This window comes from Acetobacter sp. A11-2, assembly GCF_040208445.1.
Taxonomy (GTDB): Bacteria; Pseudomonadota; Alphaproteobacteria; order Acetobacterales; family Acetobacteraceae; genus Acetobacter; species Acetobacter oryzoeni.
This window is the reverse complement of the sequence record NZ_CP157843.1, coordinates 802,638-826,140: the sequence shown is the minus strand read 5'-3', so window position 1 is coordinate 826,140 and position 23,503 is coordinate 802,638. Positions and strand designations below refer to the sequence as shown.

The window sequence follows — 23,503 nt, the reverse complement described above, 5'->3', positions numbered from 1 at the left end:
TTCTTAGCCCCCAGAAGCCACAGTGACAGTCACACCCTGACCGCCCTGCAAGTTGACGATAAAGTAGCGCAGGATGCCCATGTATTTGACCTTCACATCGGCCTGCACATAACCAAGGGCTGCCCGACTATCCGGGTTGTTGCTGGTGTCGCACACGACCGAATACGGAATGCTACCGTCCGTGCTGCCAAGAACACCCTCGGTCAGCATATTGGACAGGAAACCCAGCAGCGTAGCTTCAATGTTGGTGAACAGATCGGCATTGATCGTCTGGCCGATGTAGGAACCCATACCTGTGGCAAAGGTCTCCGCCAGATAGTTCGTCAGACGTGTGTAATTATCGCCATTTACTGCTGCGGATGTGGAGCAGTTGATGCCACCACGCACAGCCCAATAGTTTCCGCCCGGTGCTGGGTAACAGATCACGTCAATCCCGGCTTCAAACAGGGCCGACAATTCTGCATCAGAATACGAAAGCAGCGTGCCAGAACTTGTCAAACCTGCCTTCTGGCTGCCGATGATCCCGTAAAGCTGCTTGTTCAGCGTTGACTGCTCTGGGGAAAGAGCCGCCAGCAGACCTGCTGCAAATGCAGCGGGAGATACCAGCATATTGCCGTTGGTATCATCATCCCACCAGATCCAGTCACCGTGCATCACCTTCATGGCATAGCTGTCGGCACCTGCTCCGGAAAGCGCAGAAGTGGCGGCTGAAACACTCGTGCCGGATGGTAAGGCTGCAATCATATACAGCCCCTCACCCAACCCGAAATCAATCTGGGCAGAGAACGAGGTTTTATCGGACAACCCGCACAGCAACCCAATGGCGCAACCCTGATTACGCAGCGCATACATGCCCGTGCGAGATGTGCCGTCTGTGCCGATGAAGGATGTTGCTGAAGGAGCGCCGCCGTCTGCACCGCCCGCCAGCGTGACATTGCCAGCAGCAAGGGTCGTGCCGCCTGTAACGACAACCAGAGACGATGCATCGGCATTGATTGCCGCAACAATATCGGCCCACGCCGTGCCCTGATACGTGCTCGTTCCCAACACGCTATGCGTCACAGTCAATGTCCACATAGCTGTGTTAAGCGTGCCCTGAGACAGCGTGGCAGTAATCGCGTTCCCTGCTGTGCCGGTATAGACTGCCGTAATCGTAGCGCCTGAAATCGTGCCGGTGGCAGCCTTATCTGTCCCATCGGTCACACGCACACAACGGAAATCAGAAGCGCCCTGATACACGCATATATTGACGTTCACGCCCATATCTGTGGCCAGCGCCTGCTTAGCACCAAACACGAGCAGATAATCAGGCATGCCGCCAACCACGACTGGCGTATTAACCGGTCCCCACGAGGATGTGCCAACAACACCAATGCGGCTGGATGAAACGCCATTCAGAAGCGTTACAGGCGCTTGGATCTGCACATACACATTCGGAACGGTAAGGGAGGTGGTATTCAGCGCCCCCTGCTGGTAAATTTTCGCCATCACACGCCTCCAACGGGCACAGCAAAACGCCGAATGTCTGCGCCGTGCTTCTTGATTTCATCGGGGTCTGAAATGGTCGCACCTACCGCATAGCCATATCCGGGCTGCGTCACGCGATAGAGCACGCTTCCCTGTGCCTGTGCGGTAAGCGCAACGGCAGCTTTCGCACTCGCCTGAGCGGGTGCGCTTCCCTGTGTATCCGTCATATTGTCTCGCTGATTTAAGCCGGTTGTCCGGCAAGATTGGTGGCCGCGTCCTGCAGGACAACATCGCCAGCCTGATTAAGCATGAGGCCCGCATAGGGCTGCTCAACCGCAAACACGAGGTTCCCGGCGGCATCTTTGTAGAACGTTGCCATATCGTCAGTGCTGATTGCCCCGACATTACCTGGCACATCGCCAAACGGATGAAGTGCCACGCCAACATGGGTGACTGTATGGGCAAGTCCAACACCAAACATCATCTGCGCTGCTGTCTGGGTATTGAGTGTGTCAAACGTGATCTTAAAGCGGAAGTCACGCCGATAAACGCCGCTGGTCTGCATGGCGTCTACATCATTGGCCCCGGCAAACAGCATCAGGGCATTTTGCCCATCCAGTGTGGGCAACCATGACCGCGCAGAAAGCGCCGCGTCCAATGCGCTCCCTAAATTATCACGCGCATTCCCGCCATTTGTGAAAATGGAGACAGTGAAAAGCTGCTCCTGCCTGCGTGTTACGCGCGTGATCTGGCCATATCCTGCGGTAGCCGCTTCCACCAGAGCCGCATTCGGCACAATCACCGTGGCTCCGCTGGTGTAGGCTCCATCAATCAGGCCTGCCAGCGATTGCGCGATAAGCTCCGGGGTATCATCTGATTGCACCGCATATGCCACGCTTGTTTTGTCGGGTATCAGGCCGCTTCGATCTGGAATGACGCGCAACCCTACAACGCCACTGGGCGTAGCCCCGTCTGCAATACTGACAGTGGCCTGATTGCCAGAGGCTGTGAGCGTAACGGTGCAAGGGCTGATTGCACCTTCGCGCCATGGCCAGCCAAGAGGCTCGGCAATCTGGCGGTAAGCCGTTGAATAAGCCGTCACCCCCACATAATCGATGCCATTCTTGATACTACATGCGCCTGTGTAATCAGCATTGTTCAGCCACCCACGCCGCACAATCGTACGCCTGCCAGTCAACGGCAAAACACCCGCACCAATACCGTTGGGATACAGTATCTGCGCTATGGTGTAGGCCAGAGCCTTAGAAATGGTGCCAACATCAGCCATTAAATCTGGTTCACCGAAATCATGAGACGGTTGCCATATTGCGAGGGCTCCACAGCATCAACCGTATATTCCGCGCCCATATCATCGGTAACCGTCATGTAAGGACGCGGCGTAAAGCCGGGAATAATAGGCGCAAGCATCTCAAACTGACCGGAACGCAAATTACCAGGAAGCCCGCTAGAAACACGCTCACCCTTGTTTTTCAGGATAATACTCACCGGCCAACCCGATGCCTCAACAGATCCGGAACCGTCAGTAGATTGACCGTTATATCCATCCTGATAACCGGCAAGATTACAGGCATCGCCAGAACTACCGCCAGTCGCGCCTGATCCGCTCTGGTCCGTAGCTGCAAAACTGACAGTGCGGTTTGTCAGAACGCACACAGCCGGACGGAATGGCTCAAACCGTGCCACGAAATACGTGCCCATAGGTGCAACAAGAATATCACCTGCCTGCACATCAGTCGTATCAAACAACCCGAAAACCGTAGGCTTATCCCAAAGCGGCGGCTTCCTGAATGAGAACGCTGCATCAGAGGCAAAATCAGCAAACAGCGTTGTATGTGCCACACCCATGGGATCAGTCAGGCTTGTAGGCCGATATTGCGTGGTTAACGCACCAACACGCTGTGCTGCTTTGCCATATCCCTTGGCAACTTTGGCCTGTAGGCGTGCCTGATCCATTACTTGCGTTTCGTACGCCGCTGGTTCAGCGCCACAACATCACGATCAATAGAACGCGCCTGCGGTGTTTTCTTGAATTCCCGCATTGTCATTCCTGTCAGATCGGACATGAACCGATCTTCTTTCTTGTCCTGCATCGAGCGCAGATACGCGTTCATGCTGGTCGGGCGTTTTGGGGCTTTTGCCATCACTTCTTCTTCCGAATAACCTTGTTGGCTGCTGCTTTGATCTTGGCTGCAGTAGATGGCGAAAGGTTACCCTTCTTCACTTCCTGCGTAGCCCTCGCCTTGGCGTTGGCCGCGCGCGCTTTCGTATCAATCGGGTAACGCCGCGAGCCGGGCAAAGCGAATGCGCTTTTAGGCAGCCGGTTGCGGCGTGCTGTTGTCAGCTTGGCCATCACCTGCCTCCAGCTTTGCGTGCTCAGCTTCCTGCCGTTCTTCATCCTCGGACGGATGAACATTCGCCGCTGCTAGAGCGACAGACAGCACACCCGATGGGGGCGCAGGAACGCCACGCGCTGCACAGTACGCCGCCTCGCCCTCCATCAACTCAGGCCGCCCGTTCCGTGGGGCCACATTCCCATGATGGTCTGCGATGAAACCTATTTCACAGGGCACGCCAGTCACACGAATGGCACGCCCTTCGCTCCAAGGCGCAGGCTCCCCAGCTTCAACAGAACGGATGTCCACCACAACGCCATTTTCTACCCGCGCCCATCTCTGGGGCGGAACTTTGTTGATTGTCATATTCCCTCAGATCACCACGCGATTTGCAGAACGCAGGCCGGGGCCCGGCGGCACACCAAGAAACTGGCACAATTGCCGCCGCCACCGATTAAACAGGCCCATCCTGTCCTGCACTTCGTTCTTGTTGTGCGTCCACACAGCAGCCTGATCCGTATCCAGATTGTCGCTGGCGGTCAGAATGGCCGTTTCCAAACTGGCAATGTCTTTCACATATTGTCGCACTTGCGCGACTTCGGCATCAGCAAGGTTACGCAGGCGCCATTCATTGAAGCCATATACCCGAAAGAAACGCCAAGACTGCTGGCTGCTGTTGATGCCACCCATTGCGGGATAGCCCATGAAGCGGCGTACCGTTACAAGTTCATCATCCGTCAAAGGGTCGGTTGCATCTGCCATTATGCTGGCTCCAGCGGCGCCCCACGAGAACGCAGCAGTTCTATTTCTGCGGGGCTGCTCACAACCTCTCCTGCGCTCCATTCGAACCGACCTCGATTGAATTCTTCCTCAATGAAGCCGAAAGGCCGCAGAAGTCGCACGGCCTGCACAGGAGCGGGTTTCTTCTCGTCCTGCGCAGGAGGAGCTGCTGGTTTAGCCGCCCCACGCCGCGCTTGGCTCATCAGGCTGTAGCGCCCAGAGATGTTGCGCCAAGGCTTTCAATCACCACGCCACGCTTAAGGTAGCTGTTGGTCGCCGTGGGAATGATCGTTGTATTGGCCGTTAGGTCAGTTGGCAGAGCAAATCCACCAATCCAAGACCAAGACTGCGCAATGATCTGCCCCAGACGATCCAGTGGCGGACGGGTAACCATCAGCACATCATCAATATGCTCCACCTCACCCGGAAGATCGGCATATGCCTGCGCCATGTTGGCATAATCGCCCTCGATCAGCGCACCTGCACCGCAGATGATGGCGCGGTGGATCTGGCCCTGCCCCAGAGATGCCTGCTGCGGGGCTTCCGTGGTCGGAATAAACCGGATACCCAGCAGTTCGAACACCTGACCCGTCCGGTATTCATCAGAACCGTACTGGCCGCGATACAGCAGCTTGAAATCAGGATCGCGGAATAGGCCGAGAAGCTGGGAGTTGTCGAGGAAGCAGTTGAAGCAACCGCCAATCGTCGGAACATTGTTGTTGCGCAGCGCAGCAACCGCCCCCAGCATGGTGTCAATGGTCAGGTAATCACCCGTCACCACGTTACCGTTAGCGTCTTTGGAGCCCGATGCAAGAAGCCCTGCCGTCGTGGCTCGACCATTCGGACGCAGAACCAGAGGTGCAGTTGCAGCAACCACTGCGGCATTCAATGCTGCATCAGTTGTCGCAACATTCTCAGAGAACGTTAACGTGCCAGAAATGCCGCCCGGTGCCTTGCTGACGTTTGTCGCATCCGCAGCAACATTAACCAGCGTATAAGAGCCGGAACCAACGGTAACAGTCATGCCACTGGTTGCAGAAACCGGGATAACCTGCCCCAGGCTATTCATGACGCGCTGGAAACCACGGATATCATCAACCTGAACGGTTGTGCCAGCGGCCGCCAGTGCTGTGGTTACGCGGGTGTTCCCGCCTAGATACCCACCAACACCACCAATAGCGCCACCGAACAAGGAATTACGCGCCAGGCGGTCAAGAGACTGGCGGGCGTTAATACCCAAAACCTGTGCATTTTCGACAAACTGGTTCGCAAGTCCGACACCTTCCGTGACCTGATTGAGGTCCATCGTGTTACCGAACTGCGCAATTTCCAGCGTATACTGTTCCACAGACCATTCCGTGGGAGACATGCCGTTATCGAAATTGCTGTTGGCCGCGGGATTGAGCGGGGTTTCAACCGGAGCCAGCAAACCACGACGGGTATCCGTAATGGTCTGGCCGATACGGGCCGGAAATTCCATGCGGTCAGCAACGGAACGAAAGCCAAGTTTGGATTCAAGGCTCGCTTCAAATGCACGGGCCAGAAAGCCCTGCTGGATAATGGGTTGTAGTGCTGCGGGGAAATCGGCAATTGCCATTTCGTTATCTCACTGTTTGCAGAGTCATTGCTACAGCGCCCGCAGCATCAGCCGCTGGGCGAGACTGCATCAGCAGTCGGTTAGGATGGTGTAAAAAGTTTGGGGTTAAGTCCCGCTGCCTGCGCTTTGGCCGCCACTTCTTCTGGTGTTGCCTTGCGCGCATCAAACGGTTCAGCCTTACCCGGCTTAGGGTCTGGCGCCGTTTTGGTGGTGCCGGTTTTGGTGCCGGGCTCAACGGGTTGAGTGAACAGATAGCCACGGCTCTCTTTCGCTGCGTCCATCACAGCATCCAGTCCTTCGATCTGCCCATTTTCGCCCATCTTGACCTCAGAAAGATCAATCAGCCGCACCACATCATCGGGAGAAACAGCGCCCAGCTTGGTTGCAAGCGCCTTGGCTTCTGCCCGAATGACAGCCTGATCCGCCTGTGTTTTGGACTGTGCAACTGCCGTTTGTGCTTCAGTCTTCGCGGCTTCAACGGCCTGCTGTGCCTCAGCCAGCTTACCTTCAAAGTCGGACTTCTGCTGCGCAAGCTGCCCTTTGAAACCATCACGGGCTTTAATGGCCGCATCACGCTCAGCGCGCACTGCATCCACATCTTCCCGCGCGGCCTTAAGTTCATTGCGCAAAGTCACAATGTCAGCACGCGCACGCGCCAATTCACGCGGCGTGTTAGGATCAGCACCACCGTTCCCAGCATCAGCCGGGTTTGCATTATCGGACATCAGTCCCTCACTTTTTGATTAAAAAAACCGGCATCAGCCGGAAGCGTCAGGCCGTAACCTGATGCGTCTCTGTCTTCCCAACACCCGCCGCCGTGCGCACAGCTTTGGTCGCGGATGCGTCTGCATTCCGGGTTGCTTGTATTGTTGGGTCTTGAAGTTCTGCCTGCACCCGCACCCACTCAGTGGCCGGGTCAGCACAACCAGTCTTGGCGGCGAATATCGAACATGCGCTTTCGTTCGAAAGGATCCCGCCCTTTACCGCTGTCACAAGAGCCTGTGACAACTGCAAAATCTCACTGTCGGTCGCAGGGAAATACGGCGGCCATTCCAGCGCCAGACCAGCATCATCTAGCGTGACACGCTCGCCATCAACCTGAATACCGCCCTCAATGGCCAGAGAGAAATCGCAGATCATCCGATACAGCGAAAGCAACGCGCCTTCGCCATAAGACAGACGCATCCGGTCCGCGAGCCACACGAGTGACTGACACATCATCTCCATGGCCCGGCCAGATTGCGCAGCACTGATCTTATCAGCATGCGCCCTGTTGCCGTGCAGGATTTCCAGAACCAGCGCACGTAATTCGCGCCAGTATTCCATCACCGTACCAGCAGAACTTCCGTTGATCTCCAGCATTTTCGCGCTGGCTTGCTCGGGCAGGATAATCGCCGTTGCTGAGCCACCTTCGCTGGCCGGGGCACCATCGCCGCCCGCAGGGTCGCCACCTACACCAGTAATCACCAACTTAGGATCGGAGCAGTATTTCAGGCCGCGCCCAACCTGCGAAAGTTGATAGTCACCCTCGATAACCGTATCAATCGCACGCTCAAAAGTGCATGGCCCGTCTGGCTCTTGCCCTGGTGGCGCTAGGTTTCGCACCCATACAATCGGCACAAAGCCCAAGCCGTGCGGCGGTCCACTGCGCTCGGTATCCACTTCCGGGTCGGTGCCACTGGTTGCGAGCCACGGCTTGTAAACGCGGCTTTCAGTGCGCGTCCATTCACGCCTATACCAGTAATCGACAGCGTCACTTCCCGCTGGAATGACATACCCCAGAGCACGCACCTGACGGCCCTTAATAAGATACTGGCTGACAACCTGCACCAGATCGCCCTTGGCGTCCCATTCAGGCTCCAGATATGGCGTATCCAGCACAGAAACCGACAAAGCCCCGTCAACCGCCTCAACCAGCAATGCGACAGAGCCGATTGAGCCCTTGAGAATGGCTTCCATTAGAACCGCAGGCAACTGGCACTCTCTCGTAATGCTGGAAAGTGCTTCTGCTATGTCAGGACTATCGCATTTCAGTGTTGGCCAATGCGTTTCACCGAATGTCAGGCTGGCCGCATCCTCAACCACAACGGTGCATAGATGCGAACGCACAGACGGCCTCCGTTGGGAGAGCGGGATATACTCATCGTTATTCCACTCTTTCGAAAACGGATACGGCAACGCGTCATACATCGTGCCGTCACGCACAGCAGACAAACGCAGCAATCTCTGGGCACGTGCAGATACCTGCTGCGGCACCAGAATTGTTTCCTGTAGTTCCTGCCAGTCCATTATCTGCTCAGTGAGAACCGTTTGTTTGTTACGAAGCGGGCTGGTGGTTTGACCACCGGAGCGGGCGCAAAAGTAAGCCCCAAAGCATCGGCAATATCGGGAGAACGTAGGCCACGCTTTTTCATGGCATCCTTGCTTTCCACCAGTAGATTGCCGGAACTGTCCAAACCATACCGAACCGTTGAAAGCTCAGCGGCCAGATCCTCTGCGTTGTCCTTGCTTTCTGCCTGAATGGAGGCGTCACCAGTGCGCAACCAAGCGGCCACCTGCAGCCACAGATAATCGCGCAGCTTTGCGGGCTTGGCATCTTCCGCAACGACCTCATCAGGCGCGCGGCAGGCCACGTTCACATCCACGACCGGCAGCTTCTGCTCACGCAATCGATCAGCAACGCCTGCGCCCACGCCAACAACGTCAACGTAAATGCTGTCAGCGCCCCAGCGGCGAAAAAAATCTGCCGCCATCCCGGCTGTGGCCATCGTATCCTGCTTTGCCCTGATTTCAATTTTCTCAACGCGCGGGCCTTCGCGCAGGACAAATGTTGTTCTGTCGTCACCAAAGCGGGCAACGTCTACACCCAGCCTGCGCTCGTATTTTCCGTTCGCTGGTTCACGCGCAAGCGCAGCTTCTGCCGTTTCCAGCGGGATCAGAACATCGTCGTCTTGCTTGGGGAAATCCCCATCTGCACGCACACGAACAACGTTTGAACCTTCCCCATACTTTCGCACCAGATTGGCGCGATAGCTGGGATCAACCAACGGGCTATCAGAGCAGCGAAAGTGGAGCGCCGTATAAAGCGCCCTGTCCTGCTTCTGAGAACGCGCAAAGAAGCCTGTGTTGCGCGTTGGGTTGCCGACCATAAGCAGGCGCGCACCGTGGGAAGAAAGCGCACCTTCCGCAACCTCGAATATCTCATCAGGGACGCCGCTGGCTTCTTCAATCACGAACATGATTGAGCCACCAGACGATGAACGCTCTACCGCCCTGTTATCATCCGTGATCTGCACGTCAGAAGCATGAAAGCCCTGCAATGCGTCGGGAGATTCCCGGCGGCTTGTGCGGGCAACAGCGTACCACTCAGCGGGCTGGCCCTTGTCGGATATCCTGTCCTGATTGCGGTCAAACAGGTTTGCCAGCCACAATTCTTCCGGCAGGCCATCTGCACGCGCTCGCTCTTCAGACCGACGCCCCCACTTAGAAAGCTCCGCCCAAAGAACGTTGTAAAGCTGCGATGCAGTCGGAGCCGTGCATGGAATGCGACAGTATTCGTAACACTCCAGATGCCACCAGATCGCCGCAGACGTAGAGCCCGACTTGCCGACGCCATGACCTGCCCGCACCGATACCTTGGCACCCGGCGGGGCAATAGCCTCCAGCAACTGACGCTGTTGCGTGGTCGGGTTAAGCCCCAAGCGCTGGCGAGCATACAGAACAGGATCTTTACGCCAGATACCGCGCAGTTTGCGGTAATCAGCAATATCAGCCTGAGTTAGAGCCATCTTCCTGTAATGCCGCGTTGAGCAAGCCGGAAACGCCGCCGCCCTTCACTTCTATCGGGCCGCCATCTGGGCCGCTCAGTTCCTGGCGGGAATTGTTCCCATAAACCTTTGGTCGCAACTTGGAGGCAACCCAGATCCGGGCATCAACCCGCACCTTGATGGCGGGCGCGTCTTCTTTATCTCGCGCCTTATCTGCAATGTCGATGATTTCTTCCGCGAACCAATCAGCAGCAGCCTCGCGTGCATGCGCGTATTGGTTACAAAACCCTTGGTATTCGCGTAGCCATCTAAAAACAGTCAGACGGCAAGGCATATCTTCCTGCTCACAGATAGAGCGTAAACTCTTCCCTTCCGAGATGGCCGCGCAGATCACGTCACCAAGTTCATCACTGTATTTCGTAGGACGCCCCGGTGGCTTTTTAACCGGCCCTTTTTGTCCGGCCATATCCAACACTCCAGAATGAAAAATGCGCTTCCTGCCTTAACGCTGCTAATTTAAGGCGGCACGTTTTACCCATGCCGTTGACCAATACCTACTACACGGGAGCCAACGGTTAGAGAGAACAGGATTGCGATGCGCGCTACATCGTTAAAGGATGGCCGCCCCCGAAACTGTTTTCGAACTGCCGCAACATTGCTTCACGCTGAACACGCCCATCGACTGCAATCAGCAGCGCATTGGAAACACGCCCCGAAACATTCCCACGCATCAAACCAAACCGTGGCCAACACCGGATACGCACATCAGGACGAAGCCCCGTATTCGCGCATTCCATCATCGACAGCGGCAAGTCTGCGCGGTGCCATGTATTTTCTGTTGCAGGCATGATGTCGCAAAGAAGCGACAGGCCGGACACGATGCCAACACACAGAGCATCACGGCGCTTGAAACGCACGATGTCGCCACGCCTGAGTATCTGCATTTTGTCCGGGCAAAGAAAAAGCCGCACTGTGGCGGCTTGTGAACGTAGTTATTGCATTGTGGTTAAACGTATACAGAAACCTCGCTAGGGGTACAAGTCTTTTTATTTTTGCACCGCAGCGACCTATAGAACTCGTTCAACTGGCCCAGCAGCATTGCGCATTGTGCCGATATTTTTCTATGGGCGGACCCTGATGATACGCGCGGAAAGAACATTTCCCCCAACTGCCGAAAACTCAACTCATCCACCAACATCAACCGCAGGATCTGGTTTGCCCGCTCACCCAAAGCTCTGCGCACATCGAACAATCGTCCTGCAGCATTTGCCCGCGTCATGTTCCAAGAAAGATCATCATGCTTCACGGTTGTGTCCGACACATGGTTTTCTGGAAACTCGATGATGCCTTCATACGCGAAGGTATAATCCTGATACCAACGCTCACCTGCGTTTGCATCGTCCTGCGTGATGTCCCCGGCATTGAGCAATGATTGCACAGTTGTCAGCACGCGAGGTGGATTGCCTCGGGTGAAAACAGATTTCGCCGCCCGTTCAGGCGTAGGCCTATTATCCTGCGCATGGGGGATAATGTAGCGTGGTTTTGTTGCGACCTTCTGCATATTACCTACCCAATCCTGCAATAATTTCGAAAAATACCAATGCCAACCAAAGCCCGATCACAATGCGTGGCGGCGTGCGGTCAGTCGCGCACATTATTGACCAGCTCTTTCTGCGCCTCAGTCAAAGGCACACCAGCCCGCACATTCTGCAATGCACAGGCCACATTCCAATCAACCGGCGCTGTGTATGTTTCCACATTGCCTGGTTTTAGAAAATCTGGGAGGTTTTCGCGCCAGTTCGTTTTCTCAGTCACCACATATCCTCGCTGAATAGCATATCAGCAGGACCATGCTTCTTGATGATCTGTCCGGCATTACGCGCGACAAGAAATCCGATGCGCCGATCTACAAACCCGTCCGATGTATTGAAGCCCTGCACAATGTCGATAATATCTGTGCTTTCGATCTTCACACCTTGTTCCCGCATGACCATGAATACGTCATGGTGCCGCTTTGGTCTTGGGGCAGCAAAGACGCGTCTATACTCTTCCCCATCCTCATCGCGCCAATGAACATAAATGGCCGCGCATGTAATTCTGCGCTTTCCCCAATACTTCCGCTTCATCCCTTTCGGGACTTTCATCTGGTGCGTATAGCCCTCGGAAAACTCATACCCTCCAGCGCAAATGCGTGCCGTTCTGCCTTTGGTTATTCTTCCAAAAGCAAAGACCTTTTGCACGATAACGGGCTTGCGTTTGTTGAGCCATTTCATACGCAGATGGAATCACAAACTGCCCAGAAAGTACAGGGAAAACTTACCCTTTCGGCCCCTTCATCCAATCATCCCGAAGCGGCAGGATTTCTTCATCCAGCAACCCCGGCTCTGGCTCATGTATGGGCGGCAGATCGGTGCGTGGTTCCTGTGCTGTTTCGCGCCGGTTTGTCGGCCATTCTTGCCAGCCTATTAGGTCGGGTTTGGTCATGAAATCTCCTTCCAATGAGTGGGCTGAACAGAAGGCTTTCCATCTTCGTTTGACGCCCAACACACTCCATCCGTCCAGCAATCTGGCGGCTCTTGATCCTCAACAAAAGTCCATCCACCAACATCCTCTCCGTTCTCATCCACATAATGCTCGAGCCAAGCGATGATATTATCCTCACCATGCCCGGGAATGCGCGCTTGAATAGCAGTTCCCTCCATTGGAGCAGTATCCATCAGCTTCCATTCGTTCAATTCAGGCATACCCCTAAAATCCCCATATCTTACCGCAGAGTACACCGTAACCACTCATGCGGTCATTTATCGTTCTCATGCTCTAACCACGCTCTCCGTGAAACCTCGTGGCTGTTTCCGGCATATCGCTGCATGTTGCGCCTCTAGGTTCGTAATCAGCGGCTCCAACCATGCCCGCGCTTCCGGGCCTGCCGTTTCGAGCTGACGGCGATACTCGGCAATGCGCTGGCGCAAGCTCGGCTGATCTGTCTGCATCCGCTTCACGGCGTCTTTGGGCTGCACTGGCTGGCGACCCTTCCAAGCGTTGACGGCACGCTCAACGGCAGCGCGTTCCTCTGGCGTGCGGCGCTTGGGGGCTTCCTTCGCGGCCTCGGCCATCTTCACCACCTTGCGGGCTGCGTGAACCTGCCAGCGGATTTTCTCAGCGAACGGCAGCAGGTGGGCGTAAAGCTCAGCCGGTGCAGGCCAGAACTTGCCGCGCTCACCGGAGCGGGCCCATGCCCTACGCGCTTCGGGGCACCACACGGCTGCGGGCAGATCGCCACAAACTTCCACCATCGCATGCGCCTGCTGTTGGGCCCGGGCTTCATCCGGCCCATTCACCACCAACCCGGCCAGCTTTTTCAGCCATGCGGCGATCAGCACAGGGTCGGCAGGCTGGAGCGCAACGCCTGCAACGGCCCGCGCTTCGGCAACACGCTGGGGCGTCAGGTCACGGGCCTGCAATGGCACGCTGTTGCGGACGGCATCGAGTAGCACGCTCAGATCCGGGCTCGGCTGGCGAATGGCTGATGGTGCGAGTGTCGAAATTGCGTTCATCGGTCAAACTCCGGGGATATCGGGCACACCGGCCCATGCGTCAGCCACACGGTCTGCGCGAGATTTCGGGGCATTCCCCACGATGTGGGCAGATGGGATTGTTCCGCTGGCCAAGGCCTGCGTGACGGGGCTGTGAAACCACGCTGGCGGTTTACCCTTCCCGCCAAAGCGCGATTTCTCCCGAACGGTGCCAAGGATGATCTCGGTTGCGGTCTCGAACGAATATCCACGGGCAGACGCATCAGCCAGCCATTGGCGCACACAGTCAGCCCGCACCATCGACCGAGCCGGATTGTTGCCCGTGGCGGCGATCACGTCCTCGGCCAATTCCTGCCACCGGTCGGCAATCGGTTTTTCGGTTTCGGTCGCGCGATTACAACCTACATCTTTACCTTCCTCCCTTCCTCCCTTCCTTCTTTCTGTGACGCGAAAACCGTTTTCGGGATGCGAAAAATCACTTTCGGAATCCGATGCAACATTTTCGGGATGCGAAATGCTTCCGAAAGACTTAGCGAAACCTTCCGAAACTGGAAGTTTTTTAAGTTTTCGGAATGCGAAAAACTCACTCGCAGACATATCTTTTTTAGAACGATTACATCCCCTGCATGCACACACTAAATTGGAAGCATCATCAGACCCCCCTTTAGAAACCGGTGTAACATGATCAATTTCAAGGCTGTCATGACGCTTGCTATAATAAGAAACCTCAGACCCGCAGTAAAAACACCGGCCATTAAAGCGGGCCCATATAGCTTTCCGTTTGCTGCGGTTTTCTTCTGCCTCATCATCCAAGCCAACAAAGCTACGCAAATGATCAGGGATTTCAAAAAAGAGGGACGGCTTTTTAGGTCTCTGCCATTTACAGAAGTTTTTTATGAGGCCAATAGGCTTCTCGCCATCAAGCGCCTCTTTCACCACTCCAATATCGACCATCTCTTGCAGTAATGCTTTTGCATCGACATTATCCGCAGGGAGAATGCGTGCCTTTAGCGTGAAGGGCTTCCACGCGAAAGCGCCTTGATCATCAGCTTCACTCCAAATCCCAATATAGAAAAGGCGTGCTTCTATAGAGAGGGAAATGAATCCCTCATCTGTGTAAAGGCCAGGGTGAACACTACGGATACGAGCCATCAGTTCACCTCACCCAACGTCACTGCCTCAGAATTTACGTGCGCCCAAGCAAGAAACTCAAAAGCAAAGATGTGCCACTTGGGCATTTGCATATCTATTCCTGCCGCCTGAAGGTCAGCAATCTGACGCCTTGTAATGAGGCCATAAGCTGGGCTTTGTTTTGTCATGATCATATGCCGAAATTCTTCAACGGTTTTATGACGCTTCTCAGAGTTACATTCCCAGCATGCCAGTAATAAATTTGGCGGAATATCTGCCCCGCCTCTGCTTCTAGGGTCCATATGGTCAACTGACGCGCAGCAATCGTCATGCAAGCGCAAGCGTTTCCCGCAATACCCGCAAAGCCCCTTCTGCATTTTATGAATCCAGAGGCGAAATTCATGCGTAAAAGAGACGCCTGTCTGCTTATTAGAAAACACCCGCCTTTGACTTGGAATTCGTATCCTTTGATCAAAGAGTGCGTAATCTACATCATAGCTTAAAGATGTTCTGAAATCTTGAGAAAGATGCGAACAATCTTCCTCGCCGCTTTCTAGGCGTGCATGGAGCGCCTTCCACTGGCGGCGTGCGCTTGCTTCCTTTCCAAGATCGCGACTGGAAATCAGCTTTAAATCATTGTACACTGGTGTTATAGCGTGATTAGCCATCGTCTTGCTACTCCAAGATTGTGGTCAGAAGGCCGCTGGTTCGGGGGAGCCGGGCGGCCTTCGTCATGTTAGCAGGGTTGCGCCCCGTTGGGTACGGGGTCGCAGGTGAAAAATTACTGATAATCACGGCAATATCTCCGTAATCGTCACCACTGTTTTTTGCGTGCATATACGTGCCGGAACGTGCCTGATTTCCAGCGTTATATGCGCTGGTCCATCATCCACAACGAAGCCTAGACCGCGCTTGTTTTTGACGCGTTGGCGCGCACCTTCTGTTCGCACCTGAAGCAACTTCGGCGTGGTCAGGCAATCAATAAGGCGTTTAGCACCACCCCAAAGATTATCCATATCAGGCTCATGCACCCCGTGGCGCTCGATCAACACGCGCGCCTTTTGCATAGGCTCTGATATTCTCTGCCCTATAGTGGCATGAGCAACTGCGCGCTGCATTCTGCGCTTTTCACGAGTGGACGTAGCCCAGTGCTGGCAAAGCGTGCGATTAGGGAGCGGATAAGCAAAGGGAAGCTCAAAGTGGATTGTTTTCATTCCACTGGCTCCAACTCATAATACGTTTTCTGACGTATTTTTAAAGCTTTCCAGAAACCCTTGGGGTATGCGCATCTGCCATTCAGGGCATCCGATAGATGGCTAGGTGAGCATCCAATGGCAGTGGCAAAAATACGTTGTGTTCCGTATATCTGCTTAATTCTGCGCTTGATATGCGGAAGAACACCATATCCATCTACCACAGGATTGTTCTGTGTACCAGTCATTCCCCACACTCCCTCGCCAGCCTATCCGCTCGCGCCTGCAATTTATCCGCCTTGATGTTCAGCCATTGGGCAAGCTCTCGGAAATAGAAGGCTCGATTGAGCGCACGGCAGGCACGCCAGCGGGTGATGCGGATGTGCCATTGAAGGAATAGTCGCCCCATTTGCGATCCCATTCTTCACTTTTGGCGCGATACAGGGCGGCTTGATGTTCAGACCGCGCACGCATCTGCGCCAGATGATTTCGGTAAAGCCGTTCTACATTCAAGAAAATGTGCGCTGGAATAACGCTCCATTCTCCATAGAACAGCCGCTTGATTTGCCCTTCCGTCAGCCCAGTCTTACGGGCGATAGAAGCGAACGATTGCTTCAGGCAGGAGCGTTCTCCGGTTGCGTCAACAACCTCACGCAACTGGCCCTGAACCTGCCGTGCAATAGCTTCAGGCGTCATGTCGTGACCCCTTTCTGCTCTCACGAAAAACTTTTCTCTCTCCACGGAATTCATCCCTGCCACATTCACGATTGTTGAGGTCGTGAACTGGAGAAACGATGAAGAAGGAGACTGAATTCGGAACTGTAGAATTCGGGGGCACATACTCCCCCGATTTACTGAATGCCTGCGATGCAGCCCCAGACATCCCGCACGGCACACCGTTCCTCTGGAACGCTATTGTGCGCAGCGCGATCATCTGGGCGCAGCTCAACCCCCACGCCACCATCAGGCAGCGCGTGCTTTTGCTACAGGACGTAGCCGACAAGCTGGGGGTTGATGCGGCGTGCATTGGATAGTCTCAGAACGGAATTTCATCGTCCAGATCGGGATTGCCTTGCGGGCTATCCCATCTACCGGACTGCTGATTGTTCTGGCTGCGGCCCTGCTGTTGGCGCGGGGCATCGCCTGCGTCTTTATTATCCAGCAACACCAACTCGCCACGATAAGCCGCAAGAACGACTTCCGTTGTAAAGCGCTCTACGCCGCCTTGATCCGTCCATTTGCGGGTTTGCAGGGAGCCTTCCAGATAAACCTTGCGGCCTTTGCGCAGGAAACGCTCGGCTACATCTGCCAGACGTTCATTGAAAATAACCACGCGGTGCCATTCCGTGCGTTCGCGTTTTTCGCCAGACGACTTGTCATTCCATGTGTCACTGGTGGCCAGCGAGAAAGACACGATCTTCGCACCGCTCTGGCTCGTGCGCACATCCGGATCTTTGCCCAGATTACCAACAAGCGTGACCTTGTTTACGGAACCAGCCATTACGCGCTCACCACTTTCTGGAATCCGGGAATGCGCCAGTGTTCAAGCCCACGCCATAAACCTTTCATGGCAATCGGGTACCCCGCTGGAAGCGGGCCGCCAAAACCCCTCGAGAATTGTTTTTCTCGCTCTTAATAGGTTGCGGCTTGGCTTTTTCTGGAAACGCTATCTTTCGCGCTTCTGCTGTCCAATTAAATACCGTGGGAACACGAACATTTAATGCCTTGGCTATTTCTTCTGGAGAGGCCTTTTCCTTCATCATGCGCGCAACAATCGCTATGCTTTCGGCGCGCGTGCGTTTGGCCACTTTATTCTTCTGTTTTGTTTGGGAAATTTTCTGGGCTTTTGGCCCCAAATGCATCCCCACAAATCTAACCCGACACCAAAGCGCAGATTTTGGCCACCCTAAAGTTGCAGCGATTGCATCCCAGCTTTCGCCGGCATTGGCCAATGCTTCTAGCTTTGCATCTTCTTCAGACGTCCATGGCTTGGGTTTGCTCATCACACACCCTCCCCGTCTGTACGGGTATGCGTACAAGGCCGCATGACTGGCTGGGTGTCTGGGACTACCGTTTCAGTGCGTGAGGGAGTCGTAACCTCCCCCACGCTTTCACCGTCTTTTGGAGAGGATGAAGTGTTATGAGTGCTGGGAACATCACCACCCGTGAAGGACTGATCCTTCAAATCGCCAACTACTTGGCTCTTGCTGATGGGAAAGAACTTCCCGCCCTCCCCGTCAGAGATGGACGAGTTACCCGAGCTGAAATTGAGGGATGGTTTAAGACTGCTCGCTGCCTCGTTGATGGTCGCACTGCAGGATATATGCCCGGCTAAGTAACCCTCAAACACTGAGGCATCCTCGACTATTTCGGATGCCTCAGGATTAATACGGGAGCGAGAAAGCTCCATGGCATGAGCTAAGGCAGTTTTACGGATATCTTCAATCATCGCGCCGCCTCCTGTGCTGGGGTGCGCTTGAACAGGTCGGGGCGCAGTTCTTCGCGGGGGATGCCGAAGATACGCTCAATAGTGGGACAATGATGTGGGGGGATGCGTTTCCACCCAAGAACGGTTGAGTGGGCGCGGAGACCGAGTTTCGTGGCAACCGCAGCACAGCCACCCGCTCTCTTGAAAAGCTCTTTAGGTTCCATGCCCCAAATGTCGCACACACCGACATTCTCGGTCAATAAAAAATGTCGCTAATACCGACTCGTAATTTTTCATTACATGCGAATGTTCACTTATGAATCATGCGGAAACAATGGGTGCCCGTCTCAGGGCGCTGCGGCGGGCTAAGGGTCTAGTGCAGGCGGCTGCCGCAGAGGCTATTGGAATAAGCCGCAACCATCTTACTGAAATTGAAAACGGGAAAGACCCTGGATTTCAGACATTTTGTGCCCTAGCTGATTTTTATCAGGTTAGCATGGACTACCTTTATCGAGGCATTCCTTCTCCGAACACGTCTGCGCAAACTCTCGATAATGCCGAGGAGGCTGCTTGGCTCGGGCTCTGGCGCGACATGAACGAGAAACAAAGGCGGATGGCGCTTGCCCTGATACAGGCCGCCATCGATACCGATGCTGCTTAACTCCTCGCCAGTGATTCTGTGTGCCCGTACCATGTGGCGAGTATGTCAGAACGAAACGGGAACAGCAAGGTGTAAGCGAAGATAATGATAAGCTTAATGCATTGCGATTCCACTGGATTTTTGAATACCCTCATAATGGTTGATTTTTATGTCAATTGAACGTATTTGTAAGCAGGCAGAACTAACAGGGTTATTGCAACGAGTCTTACCGCTAGCCCATAAACCGGCGCGACGAAGGCTCTTTGTAACAAAGGAGGCAGCAAAAGATTTAGGGGCGCATGGCGCAATTGCAGTCTTAGGCCTACGTCCCCAGGTTAGAGCTAGATTCGAAGAGTGGGTAACTGGCGAACAGATTTTATCCGAGGGAAATAGAAAGCCAGGGTATCTAAAACAGCTAGACGCTCCGCCTCACGAAATATGGGAATTTCGTATATCCACTCCGGTCAAAAAGGTTAGAGCTCTCGGCCGCTTTATGAAGGCTGATGCCTACGTTGTAACTGGCGTATACTTGCGTGATTTTCTCGGCAAGTACGGATCAAAAGAATGGAAGGATGCTGAGCAGCACTGTTTAGATCTGTGGAATACGATTTTTGGAAATATGCCGCCATGGAGCGGCAAAACTTACGCGGATTATGTGACGGAGAATTGTGATGAATTTCGTTTGGGAAGAATTCTCTCCGAAAGAGAACGCGAGCTACGGAGAAGAGCAGGCAAAAGGCGCTGCTCATCGCGCCGTTAGAAAACTCTTTGACCGCCGCATTCTCGAAGGAAAAAATCAGGAGCAAATTGCTGAATCTATCGGAAAAGATCCAGCATGGTTATCGCGCGTTATAAAGGGTCCTGCAAATTGGACTCTAAAAACTCTTGGCGCTCTTACGGTAGCACTAGATGGCGATCTTACTATAGACGTGAGAGCCGTAGAAGATTGCAGGGATCGTGCCCTTAGCAATTATGATGCTTATAAGGACTCGGTAGAAGATTGTCAGATTAACAAATCAATGTCTTTTCCCGTTAGTTATAGCGAAGACCTATCCCAAAACATTAATGAAAAAGGATTAGAGAATTCAGATCCTTCTTTAGAAAAAAGCGCCCCACTTTTATTTGCAGCAGGATTTTCATCGTGACTAATAAACCGTTTGGAATGACCATTTTCTGCGATGATATACGTCAAGAAACTAATGGGAACTTTATTCTTATCGGGGCAAATCCACGCGAAGAAATAATTTTCAATAAGGTAAACAATGCTCACTGCATGATACCTCTATTGGGTTTTTATGTGAAAATTTATATACCAATAGATTTGAAATTTCATTCAATAACTGTTTATGCACGCCAAGAGGATAATGAAACCAAGAAAACTTTGTTTAAAATTGAACACACAAAAGAAAATTTTCCGTCCGCTCCCCCCAAGAGTCACGACAATAAACCTTTTTATGCAAAATTAACATTTGTACAGCGTATTCCTGGAATAATATGTCACCCTAATGGTCTCATTAAGGTTCGAATGACTATTGATGAAGGTAAGCCTATCCCTTTAGGAATTATAATTTATAAATTTGCAGAAAAACAAAATCCTTAATATGATTATTTTATAGCTTATCCCCGGCCTAACCAGCCGGGATTTTTTGCCCAATCCCTGCCCTTTTCTCGCCCAAGCACGGGCAAAGTCACCTGCCAACCTCCTCTTATCTAATAAGAGGACAAGGTCAGATGAAACGCATTTCCTACTACGTGATCGACATTACCAGACAGGCTTTCTCGCTCCTGTCTGTGTCTAGATGGTTCGGTGTAGAGCGCATGATGGCCTACGCTCCACGGCATTAATCTAAGCTCATTTTATCCCGCCCCAAATTCGGAGCGGGATATTTTTTATGTGCCAATGTCGTAATGTGCGACATTTCTTGTTGACAAGATATGTCGGTATAAGCGACATAATAACCCATCACGAACGAAAGGTGATGGGCGATGAACGCTTCTCTCTCAATTCTCGGGACGAAGATACGGCAGGATGCGGAAGGCCGGTTCTGCCTGAACGACTGCCATAAGGCAGCAACCGCTGCGGGCCATGATTATAAGGCTACGCAGGTCGAGCACTTTACGCGCAATGCATCAACGGAAGGCCTCATTCAGGAACTCCTCAAAAATGGGGAATTAGAATTTGAGCCTGTTTCTTCCAAGGCTGGCCGATACGGCGGAACCTACGCGGTAAAAGAACTAGTCTACGCCTACGCCATGTGGATCAGCCCAGCGTTCCACCTCACTGTCATTCGCGCTTTTGACGCACTGGTAACGGGCCAGATCGCTGCGCCCGCACTAAGCGAACAGGAAATTGTCGCACGGGCGTTCCAGATCACAGCACGACAGGTTGAAGAGCTTAAACAGGAAAACGCTATTCTTGCGCCTCAAGCTGAGGTCGCCAGAAAGATCGCAGACAGTGATGGCCTCTACACGCTGAACCTGTCAGCCAAGGCCGCGCAGATGCCCTTGAGCCAGTTCACACGCGCAGCGCATGCAAACGGATTCATCTTTAAGCAGAACGGAAAATGGAACGCCTACTCCGACAAGGTGAAGGCTGGATATTGCTACGTAAAGTTTCACCCATACCGCGACCGTGACGGCGATGAGCGCTTTAGCCCGCAGGTGTTTTTCACACCAAAAGGCATTACGCGCCTCGTCAAAATAACCGGCCAGCACTGAGGGTAAAGCAAATGGAACAGACACAGACGGTCGAGCAGAAGGCTCCCGACATTTACACGCACAATGCCGCGAAAGATAAAAACGCACGCGATCTGATTGATGGTGCGCTGAAGCCTTATGGCGCTCGCATAACCAATGATGGACGCATCCAGAAAGGCAACAAAGAGCCATCTGGGATTTATGTGACTGCTAGCAAGGGTCGTATCCGCTTTCGCTATGAGAATGGCTCAATGGCTATGAGTGGCCCCGTGGAAGCTAAAACTGTAAAGGATTTCGTAGAGAAATATTGGTTTTGGGCCCCGGTAAAAGGGCGCTCAAAATGAAGATGCAAAAGGCCGATTGGCGCGTTCTGGAAAAGGCCAGCAAGCGAGAAATTAGCATTATCGGAGCATTTGGTGACGGGAAACCTGTCGATATAAAATTCGATGGCTTTGATCGCCGCAGCATCATTGAACGCAATATTGCGCGCGGTTTCATCATGCCGGGTGAATACTTCAACAAATACAAAATAACCAAAGCTGGTTCTGATGAATTGGATAGGCATTACCGCGCCATCCAAGAGCGAAAGAAATCACGCGAAGAAAAACGCAAAAAGAAAGGCGCTGCATAATGTCCGGCACAATCCACAAAGACGGCATCCCTGAACGCATCGGAAGTGGTGCGCGGGATGTATGCGACTGGTTGCAGTTTACGGCGCTGGGGAAGTTGTTCTGTCTGGCTGTGTTTTTCTACGGCTTGTTCGCGCTCATCGTTCTCACGGAGCCGGGCCGCAAAATTGCTGAATACCTGATCGAGCTGGTCGTCATGATCGGCTGCAATCTGTTCGGCGCTCCCTACCCCTACTGATGCCGCAATGTTTCCCGCTGTCCGCAGCGGGTTGCATGGCCGCATTGGCCGAATGTTTCTCCACGCTAGGAGTAGAAAATGGCTTACACAAACAAGGCGTACGCAAACGCCGTGCGTGATGGCATGTTTAATACGGATGATGTGCCAGCGCATGTAGCGCGTGAAATCCGCGAATATGAAGCGGCAATAGATCAACACTGCCAGATCATCATGCGCATGCAGCGGGATGAATTTTCAGACCGTGGTTTTGCAGACACGATGATTGATTATTCCGAAGAAGCTATCGGCGATATTGTCTGTGCTATGCGTGAACTGCGCGAAAAGCAGAAGGAAAGCATTAAGTCTGCCGCCCTGTCGCATAATGACGACATGCGCAAAGTTGCGGAGTGTGCGGCATGAGCGCGTGGAATGAACACGAATCGGTCGTGCACTCTCTCATCCTGCAGCATGTCCCAGATGATAAACGCGACATGGCAATGAAGGCACTTTCCAATCTGACACGCGAATACGTGCGGCTGGAATTGCAAAACCGGGACGCCATGGAAGCGGTGAGGCGTGCGCATCCGTTTCGTGCTCTGGAGGCTGCGTGATGGATGCCGTCCTCGCAACCCTCAACAGAGCGCACGCTGATTACATGCGTGAAGCTATGCAGGCGTGGAACAGCCAGATCATCGCATCCAGAGCGAAAGGAGCCAATACAGACGCCTGCGCCCTTGAAGCTATTGGTGCGGCTGAGGATCTGGTGCGTAAGGCAAAGATGGCAGCAGAGCTTCTGCGCTCAGAACTCGCAAAGACGATGCAGCAGGACGGCGTAACAGGTTTTCAGTCTGACAACTGGAAAGCCAGCCTGCGCGAACGGTTGCCGGAGCCAATGGTCACGGATGAAAAGGCGCTTCAAACCGCCCATCCCGAACTTTGGAAGCCCCAGCCGGATAAGTTCCAAACCACAGAAATGAAGAAACTGGCCCGGAAGCAAGATTTGCCCGGCGTCACAATGAGCAATGGCGGCGCTCCCGTTTTGGTTGTTAGCGCCCGGAAGGATGGTTGAA

At 53.6% G+C, this 23,503-nt stretch carries 39 protein-coding genes; 11 read left to right on the top strand and 28 right to left on the bottom strand.

Annotated elements, in window-relative coordinates; genetic code table 11:
- Positions 1 to 3 precede the first annotated feature (3 nt).
- The 25 genes from ABNV41_RS04035 to ABNV41_RS03915 form a co-directional block, all read right to left on the bottom strand.
- Positions 4 to 1,488 carry a phage tail protein gene (locus ABNV41_RS04035; protein WP_349935020.1) on the bottom strand — a complete coding sequence of 495 codons (1,485 nt, stop codon included), beginning with the start codon at positions 1,486 to 1,488 and terminating at the stop codon, positions 4 to 6.
- Positions 1,488 to 1,694 (bottom strand): hypothetical protein, encoded by a 207-nt coding sequence (locus ABNV41_RS04030; RefSeq protein WP_070323746.1) that lies wholly within the window; start codon positions 1,692 to 1,694, stop codon positions 1,488 to 1,490. The genes ABNV41_RS04035 and ABNV41_RS04030 overlap by 1 nt, the downstream gene beginning before the upstream one ends.
- Before the next feature lie 14 nt (positions 1,695 to 1,708).
- Positions 1,709 to 2,755, bottom strand: coding sequence for a hypothetical protein (locus ABNV41_RS04025; RefSeq protein ID WP_349935019.1), 1,047 nt, complete (start codon positions 2,753 to 2,755; stop codon positions 1,709 to 1,711).
- Positions 2,755 to 3,441 (bottom strand): hypothetical protein, encoded by a 687-nt coding sequence (locus ABNV41_RS04020; RefSeq protein WP_050819946.1) that lies wholly within the window; start codon positions 3,439 to 3,441, stop codon positions 2,755 to 2,757. Before ABNV41_RS04020 ends, ABNV41_RS04025 begins: the two co-directional genes overlap by 1 nt.
- The gene (locus ABNV41_RS04015) at positions 3,441 to 3,629 is read right to left on the bottom strand and encodes a hypothetical protein (protein ID WP_050819947.1); all 189 of its coding nucleotides are present in this window, start codon (positions 3,627 to 3,629) and stop codon (positions 3,441 to 3,443) included. Before ABNV41_RS04015 ends, ABNV41_RS04020 begins: the two co-directional genes overlap by 1 nt.
- Positions 3,629 to 3,838: a hypothetical protein gene (locus tag ABNV41_RS04010; protein ID WP_019089333.1), complete on the bottom strand. Its 210-nt coding sequence runs from the start codon at positions 3,836 to 3,838 to the stop codon at positions 3,629 to 3,631. The genes ABNV41_RS04015 and ABNV41_RS04010 overlap by 1 nt, the downstream gene beginning before the upstream one ends.
- Positions 3,798 to 4,187 carry a hypothetical protein gene (locus ABNV41_RS04005; RefSeq protein WP_050819948.1) on the bottom strand — a complete coding sequence of 130 codons (390 nt, stop codon included), beginning with the start codon at positions 4,185 to 4,187 and terminating at the stop codon, positions 3,798 to 3,800. Before ABNV41_RS04005 ends, ABNV41_RS04010 begins: the two co-directional genes overlap by 41 nt.
- Positions 4,188 to 4,193: 6 nt before the next feature.
- Positions 4,194 to 4,583: a hypothetical protein gene (locus ABNV41_RS04000; RefSeq protein WP_019089335.1), complete on the bottom strand. Its 390-nt coding sequence runs from the start codon at positions 4,581 to 4,583 to the stop codon at positions 4,194 to 4,196.
- Positions 4,583 to 4,804, bottom strand: coding sequence for a hypothetical protein (locus ABNV41_RS03995; protein WP_349935018.1), 222 nt, complete (start codon positions 4,802 to 4,804; stop codon positions 4,583 to 4,585). The genes ABNV41_RS04000 and ABNV41_RS03995 overlap by 1 nt, the downstream gene beginning before the upstream one ends.
- Complete coding sequence (locus tag ABNV41_RS03990) at positions 4,804 to 6,198, bottom strand: DUF4043 domain-containing protein (RefSeq protein ID WP_349935017.1); 1,395 nt, start codon at positions 6,196 to 6,198, stop codon at positions 4,804 to 4,806. Before ABNV41_RS03990 ends, ABNV41_RS03995 begins: the two co-directional genes overlap by 1 nt.
- A gap of 80 nt (positions 6,199 to 6,278) precedes the next feature.
- Positions 6,279 to 6,923, bottom strand: a complete 645-nt coding sequence (locus tag ABNV41_RS03985) for a phage scaffolding protein (RefSeq protein ID WP_050819952.1) — start codon at positions 6,921 to 6,923, stop codon at positions 6,279 to 6,281.
- A 46-nt stretch (positions 6,924 to 6,969) separates the two neighbouring features.
- On the bottom strand, positions 6,970 to 8,487 hold the full coding sequence (locus ABNV41_RS03980) for a phage portal protein (RefSeq protein WP_349935015.1): 1,518 nt from the start codon (positions 8,485 to 8,487) through the stop codon (positions 6,970 to 6,972).
- Positions 8,487 to 9,986, bottom strand: coding sequence for a hypothetical protein (locus tag ABNV41_RS03975; protein WP_349935014.1), 1,500 nt, complete (start codon positions 9,984 to 9,986; stop codon positions 8,487 to 8,489). Before ABNV41_RS03975 ends, ABNV41_RS03980 begins: the two co-directional genes overlap by 1 nt.
- A complete protein-coding gene (locus ABNV41_RS03970) occupies positions 9,967 to 10,431 on the bottom strand; it encodes a hypothetical protein (protein ID WP_349935013.1) in 465 nt (154 codons plus the stop codon). The genes ABNV41_RS03975 and ABNV41_RS03970 overlap by 20 nt, the downstream gene beginning before the upstream one ends.
- A 136-nt stretch (positions 10,432 to 10,567) precedes the next feature.
- Positions 10,568 to 10,936 carry a hypothetical protein gene (locus ABNV41_RS03965; RefSeq protein ID WP_349935012.1) on the bottom strand — a complete coding sequence of 123 codons (369 nt, stop codon included), beginning with the start codon at positions 10,934 to 10,936 and terminating at the stop codon, positions 10,568 to 10,570.
- 35 nt (positions 10,937 to 10,971) lie between these two features.
- On the bottom strand, positions 10,972 to 11,526 hold the full coding sequence (locus ABNV41_RS03960) for a hypothetical protein (protein ID WP_349935011.1): 555 nt from the start codon (positions 11,524 to 11,526) through the stop codon (positions 10,972 to 10,974).
- 80 nt (positions 11,527 to 11,606) lie between these two features.
- A complete protein-coding gene (locus ABNV41_RS03955) occupies positions 11,607 to 11,780 on the bottom strand; it encodes a hypothetical protein (protein WP_155468008.1) in 174 nt (57 codons plus the stop codon).
- Entirely contained in the window at positions 11,777 to 11,938 is a 162-nt protein-coding gene (locus tag ABNV41_RS03950; RefSeq protein WP_155468010.1) for a hypothetical protein, read from the bottom strand. Before ABNV41_RS03950 ends, ABNV41_RS03955 begins: the two co-directional genes overlap by 4 nt.
- Positions 11,939 to 12,281: 343 nt before the next feature.
- Positions 12,282 to 12,449: a hypothetical protein gene (locus ABNV41_RS03945; RefSeq protein ID WP_349935010.1), complete on the bottom strand. Its 168-nt coding sequence runs from the start codon at positions 12,447 to 12,449 to the stop codon at positions 12,282 to 12,284.
- A complete protein-coding gene (locus tag ABNV41_RS03940; protein ID WP_349935009.1) occupies positions 12,446 to 12,709 on the bottom strand; it encodes a hypothetical protein in 264 nt (87 codons plus the stop codon). Before ABNV41_RS03940 ends, ABNV41_RS03945 begins: the two co-directional genes overlap by 4 nt.
- Positions 12,710 to 12,775: 66 nt before the next feature.
- Complete coding sequence (locus ABNV41_RS03935; protein ID WP_349935008.1) at positions 12,776 to 13,519, bottom strand: hypothetical protein; 744 nt, start codon at positions 13,517 to 13,519, stop codon at positions 12,776 to 12,778.
- Positions 13,520 to 13,522: 3 nt separating this feature from the next.
- A complete protein-coding gene (locus ABNV41_RS03930) occupies positions 13,523 to 14,650 on the bottom strand; it encodes an HNH endonuclease signature motif containing protein (protein ID WP_349935007.1) in 1,128 nt (375 codons plus the stop codon).
- Entirely contained in the window at positions 14,650 to 15,297 is a 648-nt protein-coding gene (locus tag ABNV41_RS03925; RefSeq protein WP_349935005.1) for an HNH endonuclease, read from the bottom strand. The genes ABNV41_RS03930 and ABNV41_RS03925 overlap by 1 nt, the downstream gene beginning before the upstream one ends.
- 123 nt (positions 15,298 to 15,420) lie before the next feature.
- Positions 15,421 to 15,843, bottom strand: coding sequence for a hypothetical protein (locus tag ABNV41_RS03920; protein ID WP_042788106.1), 423 nt, complete (start codon positions 15,841 to 15,843; stop codon positions 15,421 to 15,423).
- 285 nt (positions 15,844 to 16,128) lie between these two features.
- On the bottom strand, positions 16,129 to 16,518 hold the full coding sequence (locus ABNV41_RS03915) for a hypothetical protein (protein ID WP_050819964.1): 390 nt from the start codon (positions 16,516 to 16,518) through the stop codon (positions 16,129 to 16,131).
- 98 nt (positions 16,519 to 16,616) lie between these two features.
- Between ABNV41_RS03915 and ABNV41_RS03910 the strand changes: the two genes are divergently transcribed.
- Positions 16,617 to 16,856 (top strand): hypothetical protein, encoded by a 240-nt coding sequence (locus tag ABNV41_RS03910; protein ID WP_019089565.1) that lies wholly within the window; start codon positions 16,617 to 16,619, stop codon positions 16,854 to 16,856.
- 2 nt (positions 16,857 to 16,858) lie between these two features.
- Here ABNV41_RS03910 and ssb read toward each other — a convergent pair whose 3' ends face one another.
- From ssb to ABNV41_RS03895, 3 genes are all read right to left on the bottom strand, one after another.
- Complete coding sequence (gene ssb / locus ABNV41_RS03905; RefSeq protein ID WP_050819965.1) at positions 16,859 to 17,323, bottom strand: single-stranded DNA-binding protein; 465 nt, start codon at positions 17,321 to 17,323, stop codon at positions 16,859 to 16,861.
- Positions 17,324 to 17,387: 64 nt separating this feature from the next.
- Entirely contained in the window at positions 17,388 to 17,825 is a 438-nt protein-coding gene (locus tag ABNV41_RS03900) for a hypothetical protein (RefSeq protein WP_349935004.1), read from the bottom strand.
- 442 nt (positions 17,826 to 18,267) lie between these two features.
- Complete coding sequence (locus ABNV41_RS03895; protein ID WP_155468016.1) at positions 18,268 to 18,474, bottom strand: YdaS family helix-turn-helix protein; 207 nt, start codon at positions 18,472 to 18,474, stop codon at positions 18,268 to 18,270.
- A gap of 92 nt (positions 18,475 to 18,566) precedes the next feature.
- Here ABNV41_RS03895 and ABNV41_RS03890 point away from each other — a divergent pair, with 92 nt between their 5' ends.
- The 10 genes from ABNV41_RS03890 (at position 18,567) to ABNV41_RS03845 (ending at position 23,502) form a co-directional block, all read left to right on the top strand.
- Positions 18,567 to 18,911, top strand: coding sequence for a helix-turn-helix domain-containing protein (locus ABNV41_RS03890; RefSeq protein WP_050819969.1), 345 nt, complete (start codon positions 18,567 to 18,569; stop codon positions 18,909 to 18,911).
- Positions 18,912 to 19,561: 650 nt separating this feature from the next.
- On the top strand, positions 19,562 to 20,035 hold the full coding sequence (locus ABNV41_RS03885) for a helix-turn-helix transcriptional regulator (RefSeq protein WP_050819970.1): 474 nt from the start codon (positions 19,562 to 19,564) through the stop codon (positions 20,033 to 20,035).
- Entirely contained in the window at positions 20,032 to 20,490 is a 459-nt protein-coding gene (locus ABNV41_RS03880; RefSeq protein ID WP_050819971.1) for a hypothetical protein, read from the top strand. Before ABNV41_RS03885 ends, ABNV41_RS03880 begins: the two co-directional genes overlap by 4 nt.
- A 386-nt stretch (positions 20,491 to 20,876) precedes the next feature.
- The gene (locus ABNV41_RS03875) at positions 20,877 to 21,608 is read left to right on the top strand and encodes a phage antirepressor KilAC domain-containing protein (protein WP_349935003.1); all 732 of its coding nucleotides are present in this window, start codon (positions 20,877 to 20,879) and stop codon (positions 21,606 to 21,608) included.
- Positions 21,609 to 21,619: 11 nt separating this feature from the next.
- Positions 21,620 to 21,931 carry a hypothetical protein gene (locus tag ABNV41_RS03870; RefSeq protein ID WP_050819973.1) on the top strand — a complete coding sequence of 104 codons (312 nt, stop codon included), beginning with the start codon at positions 21,620 to 21,622 and terminating at the stop codon, positions 21,929 to 21,931.
- On the top strand, positions 21,928 to 22,218 hold the full coding sequence (locus ABNV41_RS03865) for a hypothetical protein (RefSeq protein WP_155468018.1): 291 nt from the start codon (positions 21,928 to 21,930) through the stop codon (positions 22,216 to 22,218). Before ABNV41_RS03870 ends, ABNV41_RS03865 begins: the two co-directional genes overlap by 4 nt.
- Positions 22,218 to 22,454: a hypothetical protein gene (locus ABNV41_RS03860; protein WP_050819975.1), complete on the top strand. Its 237-nt coding sequence runs from the start codon at positions 22,218 to 22,220 to the stop codon at positions 22,452 to 22,454. Before ABNV41_RS03865 ends, ABNV41_RS03860 begins: the two co-directional genes overlap by 1 nt.
- A gap of 78 nt (positions 22,455 to 22,532) precedes the next feature.
- Positions 22,533 to 22,853 carry a hypothetical protein gene (locus ABNV41_RS03855; protein ID WP_349935002.1) on the top strand — a complete coding sequence of 107 codons (321 nt, stop codon included), beginning with the start codon at positions 22,533 to 22,535 and terminating at the stop codon, positions 22,851 to 22,853.
- Positions 22,850 to 23,044, top strand: coding sequence for a hypothetical protein (locus ABNV41_RS03850; protein ID WP_050819977.1), 195 nt, complete (start codon positions 22,850 to 22,852; stop codon positions 23,042 to 23,044). Before ABNV41_RS03855 ends, ABNV41_RS03850 begins: the two co-directional genes overlap by 4 nt.
- Positions 23,041 to 23,502 (top strand): hypothetical protein, encoded by a 462-nt coding sequence (locus ABNV41_RS03845; RefSeq protein ID WP_349934602.1) that lies wholly within the window; start codon positions 23,041 to 23,043, stop codon positions 23,500 to 23,502. Before ABNV41_RS03850 ends, ABNV41_RS03845 begins: the two co-directional genes overlap by 4 nt.
- The last annotated feature ends 1 nt before the right edge of the window (position 23,503 follow it).

What these genes read in the sequence shown, in the direction of transcription:
- ABNV41_RS04035 (WP_349935020.1), bottom strand. Translation starts at nt 1,488, where the DNA reads ATGGCGAAAATTTACCAGCAGGGGGCGCTGAATACCACCTCCCTTACC.
- ABNV41_RS04030 (WP_070323746.1), bottom strand. Translation starts at nt 1,694, where the DNA reads ATGACGGATACACAGGGAAGCGCACCCGCTCAGGCGAGTGCGAAAGCT.
- ABNV41_RS04025 (WP_349935019.1), bottom strand. Translation starts at nt 2,755, where the DNA reads ATGGCTGATGTTGGCACCATTTCTAAGGCTCTGGCCTACACCATAGCG.
- ABNV41_RS04020 (WP_050819946.1), bottom strand. Translation starts at nt 3,441, where the DNA reads ATGGATCAGGCACGCCTACAGGCCAAAGTTGCCAAGGGATATGGCAAA.
- ABNV41_RS04015 (WP_050819947.1), bottom strand. Translation starts at nt 3,629, where the DNA reads ATGGCAAAAGCCCCAAAACGCCCGACCAGCATGAACGCGTATCTGCGC.
- ABNV41_RS04010 (WP_019089333.1), bottom strand. Translation starts at nt 3,838, where the DNA reads ATGGCCAAGCTGACAACAGCACGCCGCAACCGGCTGCCTAAAAGCGCA.
- ABNV41_RS04005 (WP_050819948.1), bottom strand. Translation starts at nt 4,187, where the DNA reads ATGACAATCAACAAAGTTCCGCCCCAGAGATGGGCGCGGGTAGAAAAT.
- ABNV41_RS04000 (WP_019089335.1), bottom strand. Translation starts at nt 4,583, where the DNA reads ATGGCAGATGCAACCGACCCTTTGACGGATGATGAACTTGTAACGGTA.
- ABNV41_RS03995 (WP_349935018.1), bottom strand. Translation starts at nt 4,804, where the DNA reads ATGAGCCAAGCGCGGCGTGGGGCGGCTAAACCAGCAGCTCCTCCTGCG.
- ABNV41_RS03990 (WP_349935017.1), bottom strand. Translation starts at nt 6,198, where the DNA reads ATGGCAATTGCCGATTTCCCCGCAGCACTACAACCCATTATCCAGCAG.
- ABNV41_RS03985 (WP_050819952.1), bottom strand. Translation starts at nt 6,923, where the DNA reads ATGTCCGATAATGCAAACCCGGCTGATGCTGGGAACGGTGGTGCTGAT.
- ABNV41_RS03980 (WP_349935015.1), bottom strand. Translation starts at nt 8,487, where the DNA reads ATGGACTGGCAGGAACTACAGGAAACAATTCTGGTGCCGCAGCAGGTA.
- ABNV41_RS03975 (WP_349935014.1), bottom strand. Translation starts at nt 9,986, where the DNA reads ATGGCTCTAACTCAGGCTGATATTGCTGATTACCGCAAACTGCGCGGT.
- ABNV41_RS03970 (WP_349935013.1), bottom strand. Translation starts at nt 10,431, where the DNA reads ATGGCCGGACAAAAAGGGCCGGTTAAAAAGCCACCGGGGCGTCCTACG.
- ABNV41_RS03960 (WP_349935011.1), bottom strand. Translation starts at nt 11,526, where the DNA reads ATGCAGAAGGTCGCAACAAAACCACGCTACATTATCCCCCATGCGCAG.
- ABNV41_RS03945 (WP_349935010.1), bottom strand. Translation starts at nt 12,449, where the DNA reads ATGACCAAACCCGACCTAATAGGCTGGCAAGAATGGCCGACAAACCGG.
- ABNV41_RS03940 (WP_349935009.1), bottom strand. Translation starts at nt 12,709, where the DNA reads ATGCCTGAATTGAACGAATGGAAGCTGATGGATACTGCTCCAATGGAG.
- ABNV41_RS03935 (WP_349935008.1), bottom strand. Translation starts at nt 13,519, where the DNA reads ATGAACGCAATTTCGACACTCGCACCATCAGCCATTCGCCAGCCGAGC.
- ABNV41_RS03930 (WP_349935007.1), bottom strand. Translation starts at nt 14,650, where the DNA reads ATGGCTCGTATCCGTAGTGTTCACCCTGGCCTTTACACAGATGAGGGA.
- ABNV41_RS03925 (WP_349935005.1), bottom strand. Translation starts at nt 15,297, where the DNA reads ATGGCTAATCACGCTATAACACCAGTGTACAATGATTTAAAGCTGATT.
- ABNV41_RS03920 (WP_042788106.1), bottom strand. Translation starts at nt 15,843, where the DNA reads ATGAAAACAATCCACTTTGAGCTTCCCTTTGCTTATCCGCTCCCTAAT.
- ABNV41_RS03915 (WP_050819964.1), bottom strand. Translation starts at nt 16,518, where the DNA reads ATGACGCCTGAAGCTATTGCACGGCAGGTTCAGGGCCAGTTGCGTGAG.
- ABNV41_RS03910 (WP_019089565.1), top strand. Translation starts at nt 16,617, where the DNA reads ATGAAGAAGGAGACTGAATTCGGAACTGTAGAATTCGGGGGCACATAC.
- ssb (WP_050819965.1), bottom strand. Translation starts at nt 17,323, where the DNA reads ATGGCTGGTTCCGTAAACAAGGTCACGCTTGTTGGTAATCTGGGCAAA.
- ABNV41_RS03900 (WP_349935004.1), bottom strand. Translation starts at nt 17,825, where the DNA reads ATGAGCAAACCCAAGCCATGGACGTCTGAAGAAGATGCAAAGCTAGAA.
- ABNV41_RS03895 (WP_155468016.1), bottom strand. Translation starts at nt 18,474, where the DNA reads ATGGAACCTAAAGAGCTTTTCAAGAGAGCGGGTGGCTGTGCTGCGGTT.
- ABNV41_RS03890 (WP_050819969.1), top strand. Translation starts at nt 18,567, where the DNA reads ATGAATCATGCGGAAACAATGGGTGCCCGTCTCAGGGCGCTGCGGCGG.
- ABNV41_RS03885 (WP_050819970.1), top strand. Translation starts at nt 19,562, where the DNA reads ATGAATTTCGTTTGGGAAGAATTCTCTCCGAAAGAGAACGCGAGCTAC.
- ABNV41_RS03875 (WP_349935003.1), top strand. Translation starts at nt 20,877, where the DNA reads ATGAACGCTTCTCTCTCAATTCTCGGGACGAAGATACGGCAGGATGCG.
- ABNV41_RS03870 (WP_050819973.1), top strand. Translation starts at nt 21,620, where the DNA reads ATGGAACAGACACAGACGGTCGAGCAGAAGGCTCCCGACATTTACACG.
- ABNV41_RS03865 (WP_155468018.1), top strand. Translation starts at nt 21,928, where the DNA reads ATGAAGATGCAAAAGGCCGATTGGCGCGTTCTGGAAAAGGCCAGCAAG.
- ABNV41_RS03860 (WP_050819975.1), top strand. Translation starts at nt 22,218, where the DNA reads ATGTCCGGCACAATCCACAAAGACGGCATCCCTGAACGCATCGGAAGT.
- ABNV41_RS03855 (WP_349935002.1), top strand. Translation starts at nt 22,533, where the DNA reads ATGGCTTACACAAACAAGGCGTACGCAAACGCCGTGCGTGATGGCATG.
- ABNV41_RS03850 (WP_050819977.1), top strand. Translation starts at nt 22,850, where the DNA reads ATGAGCGCGTGGAATGAACACGAATCGGTCGTGCACTCTCTCATCCTG.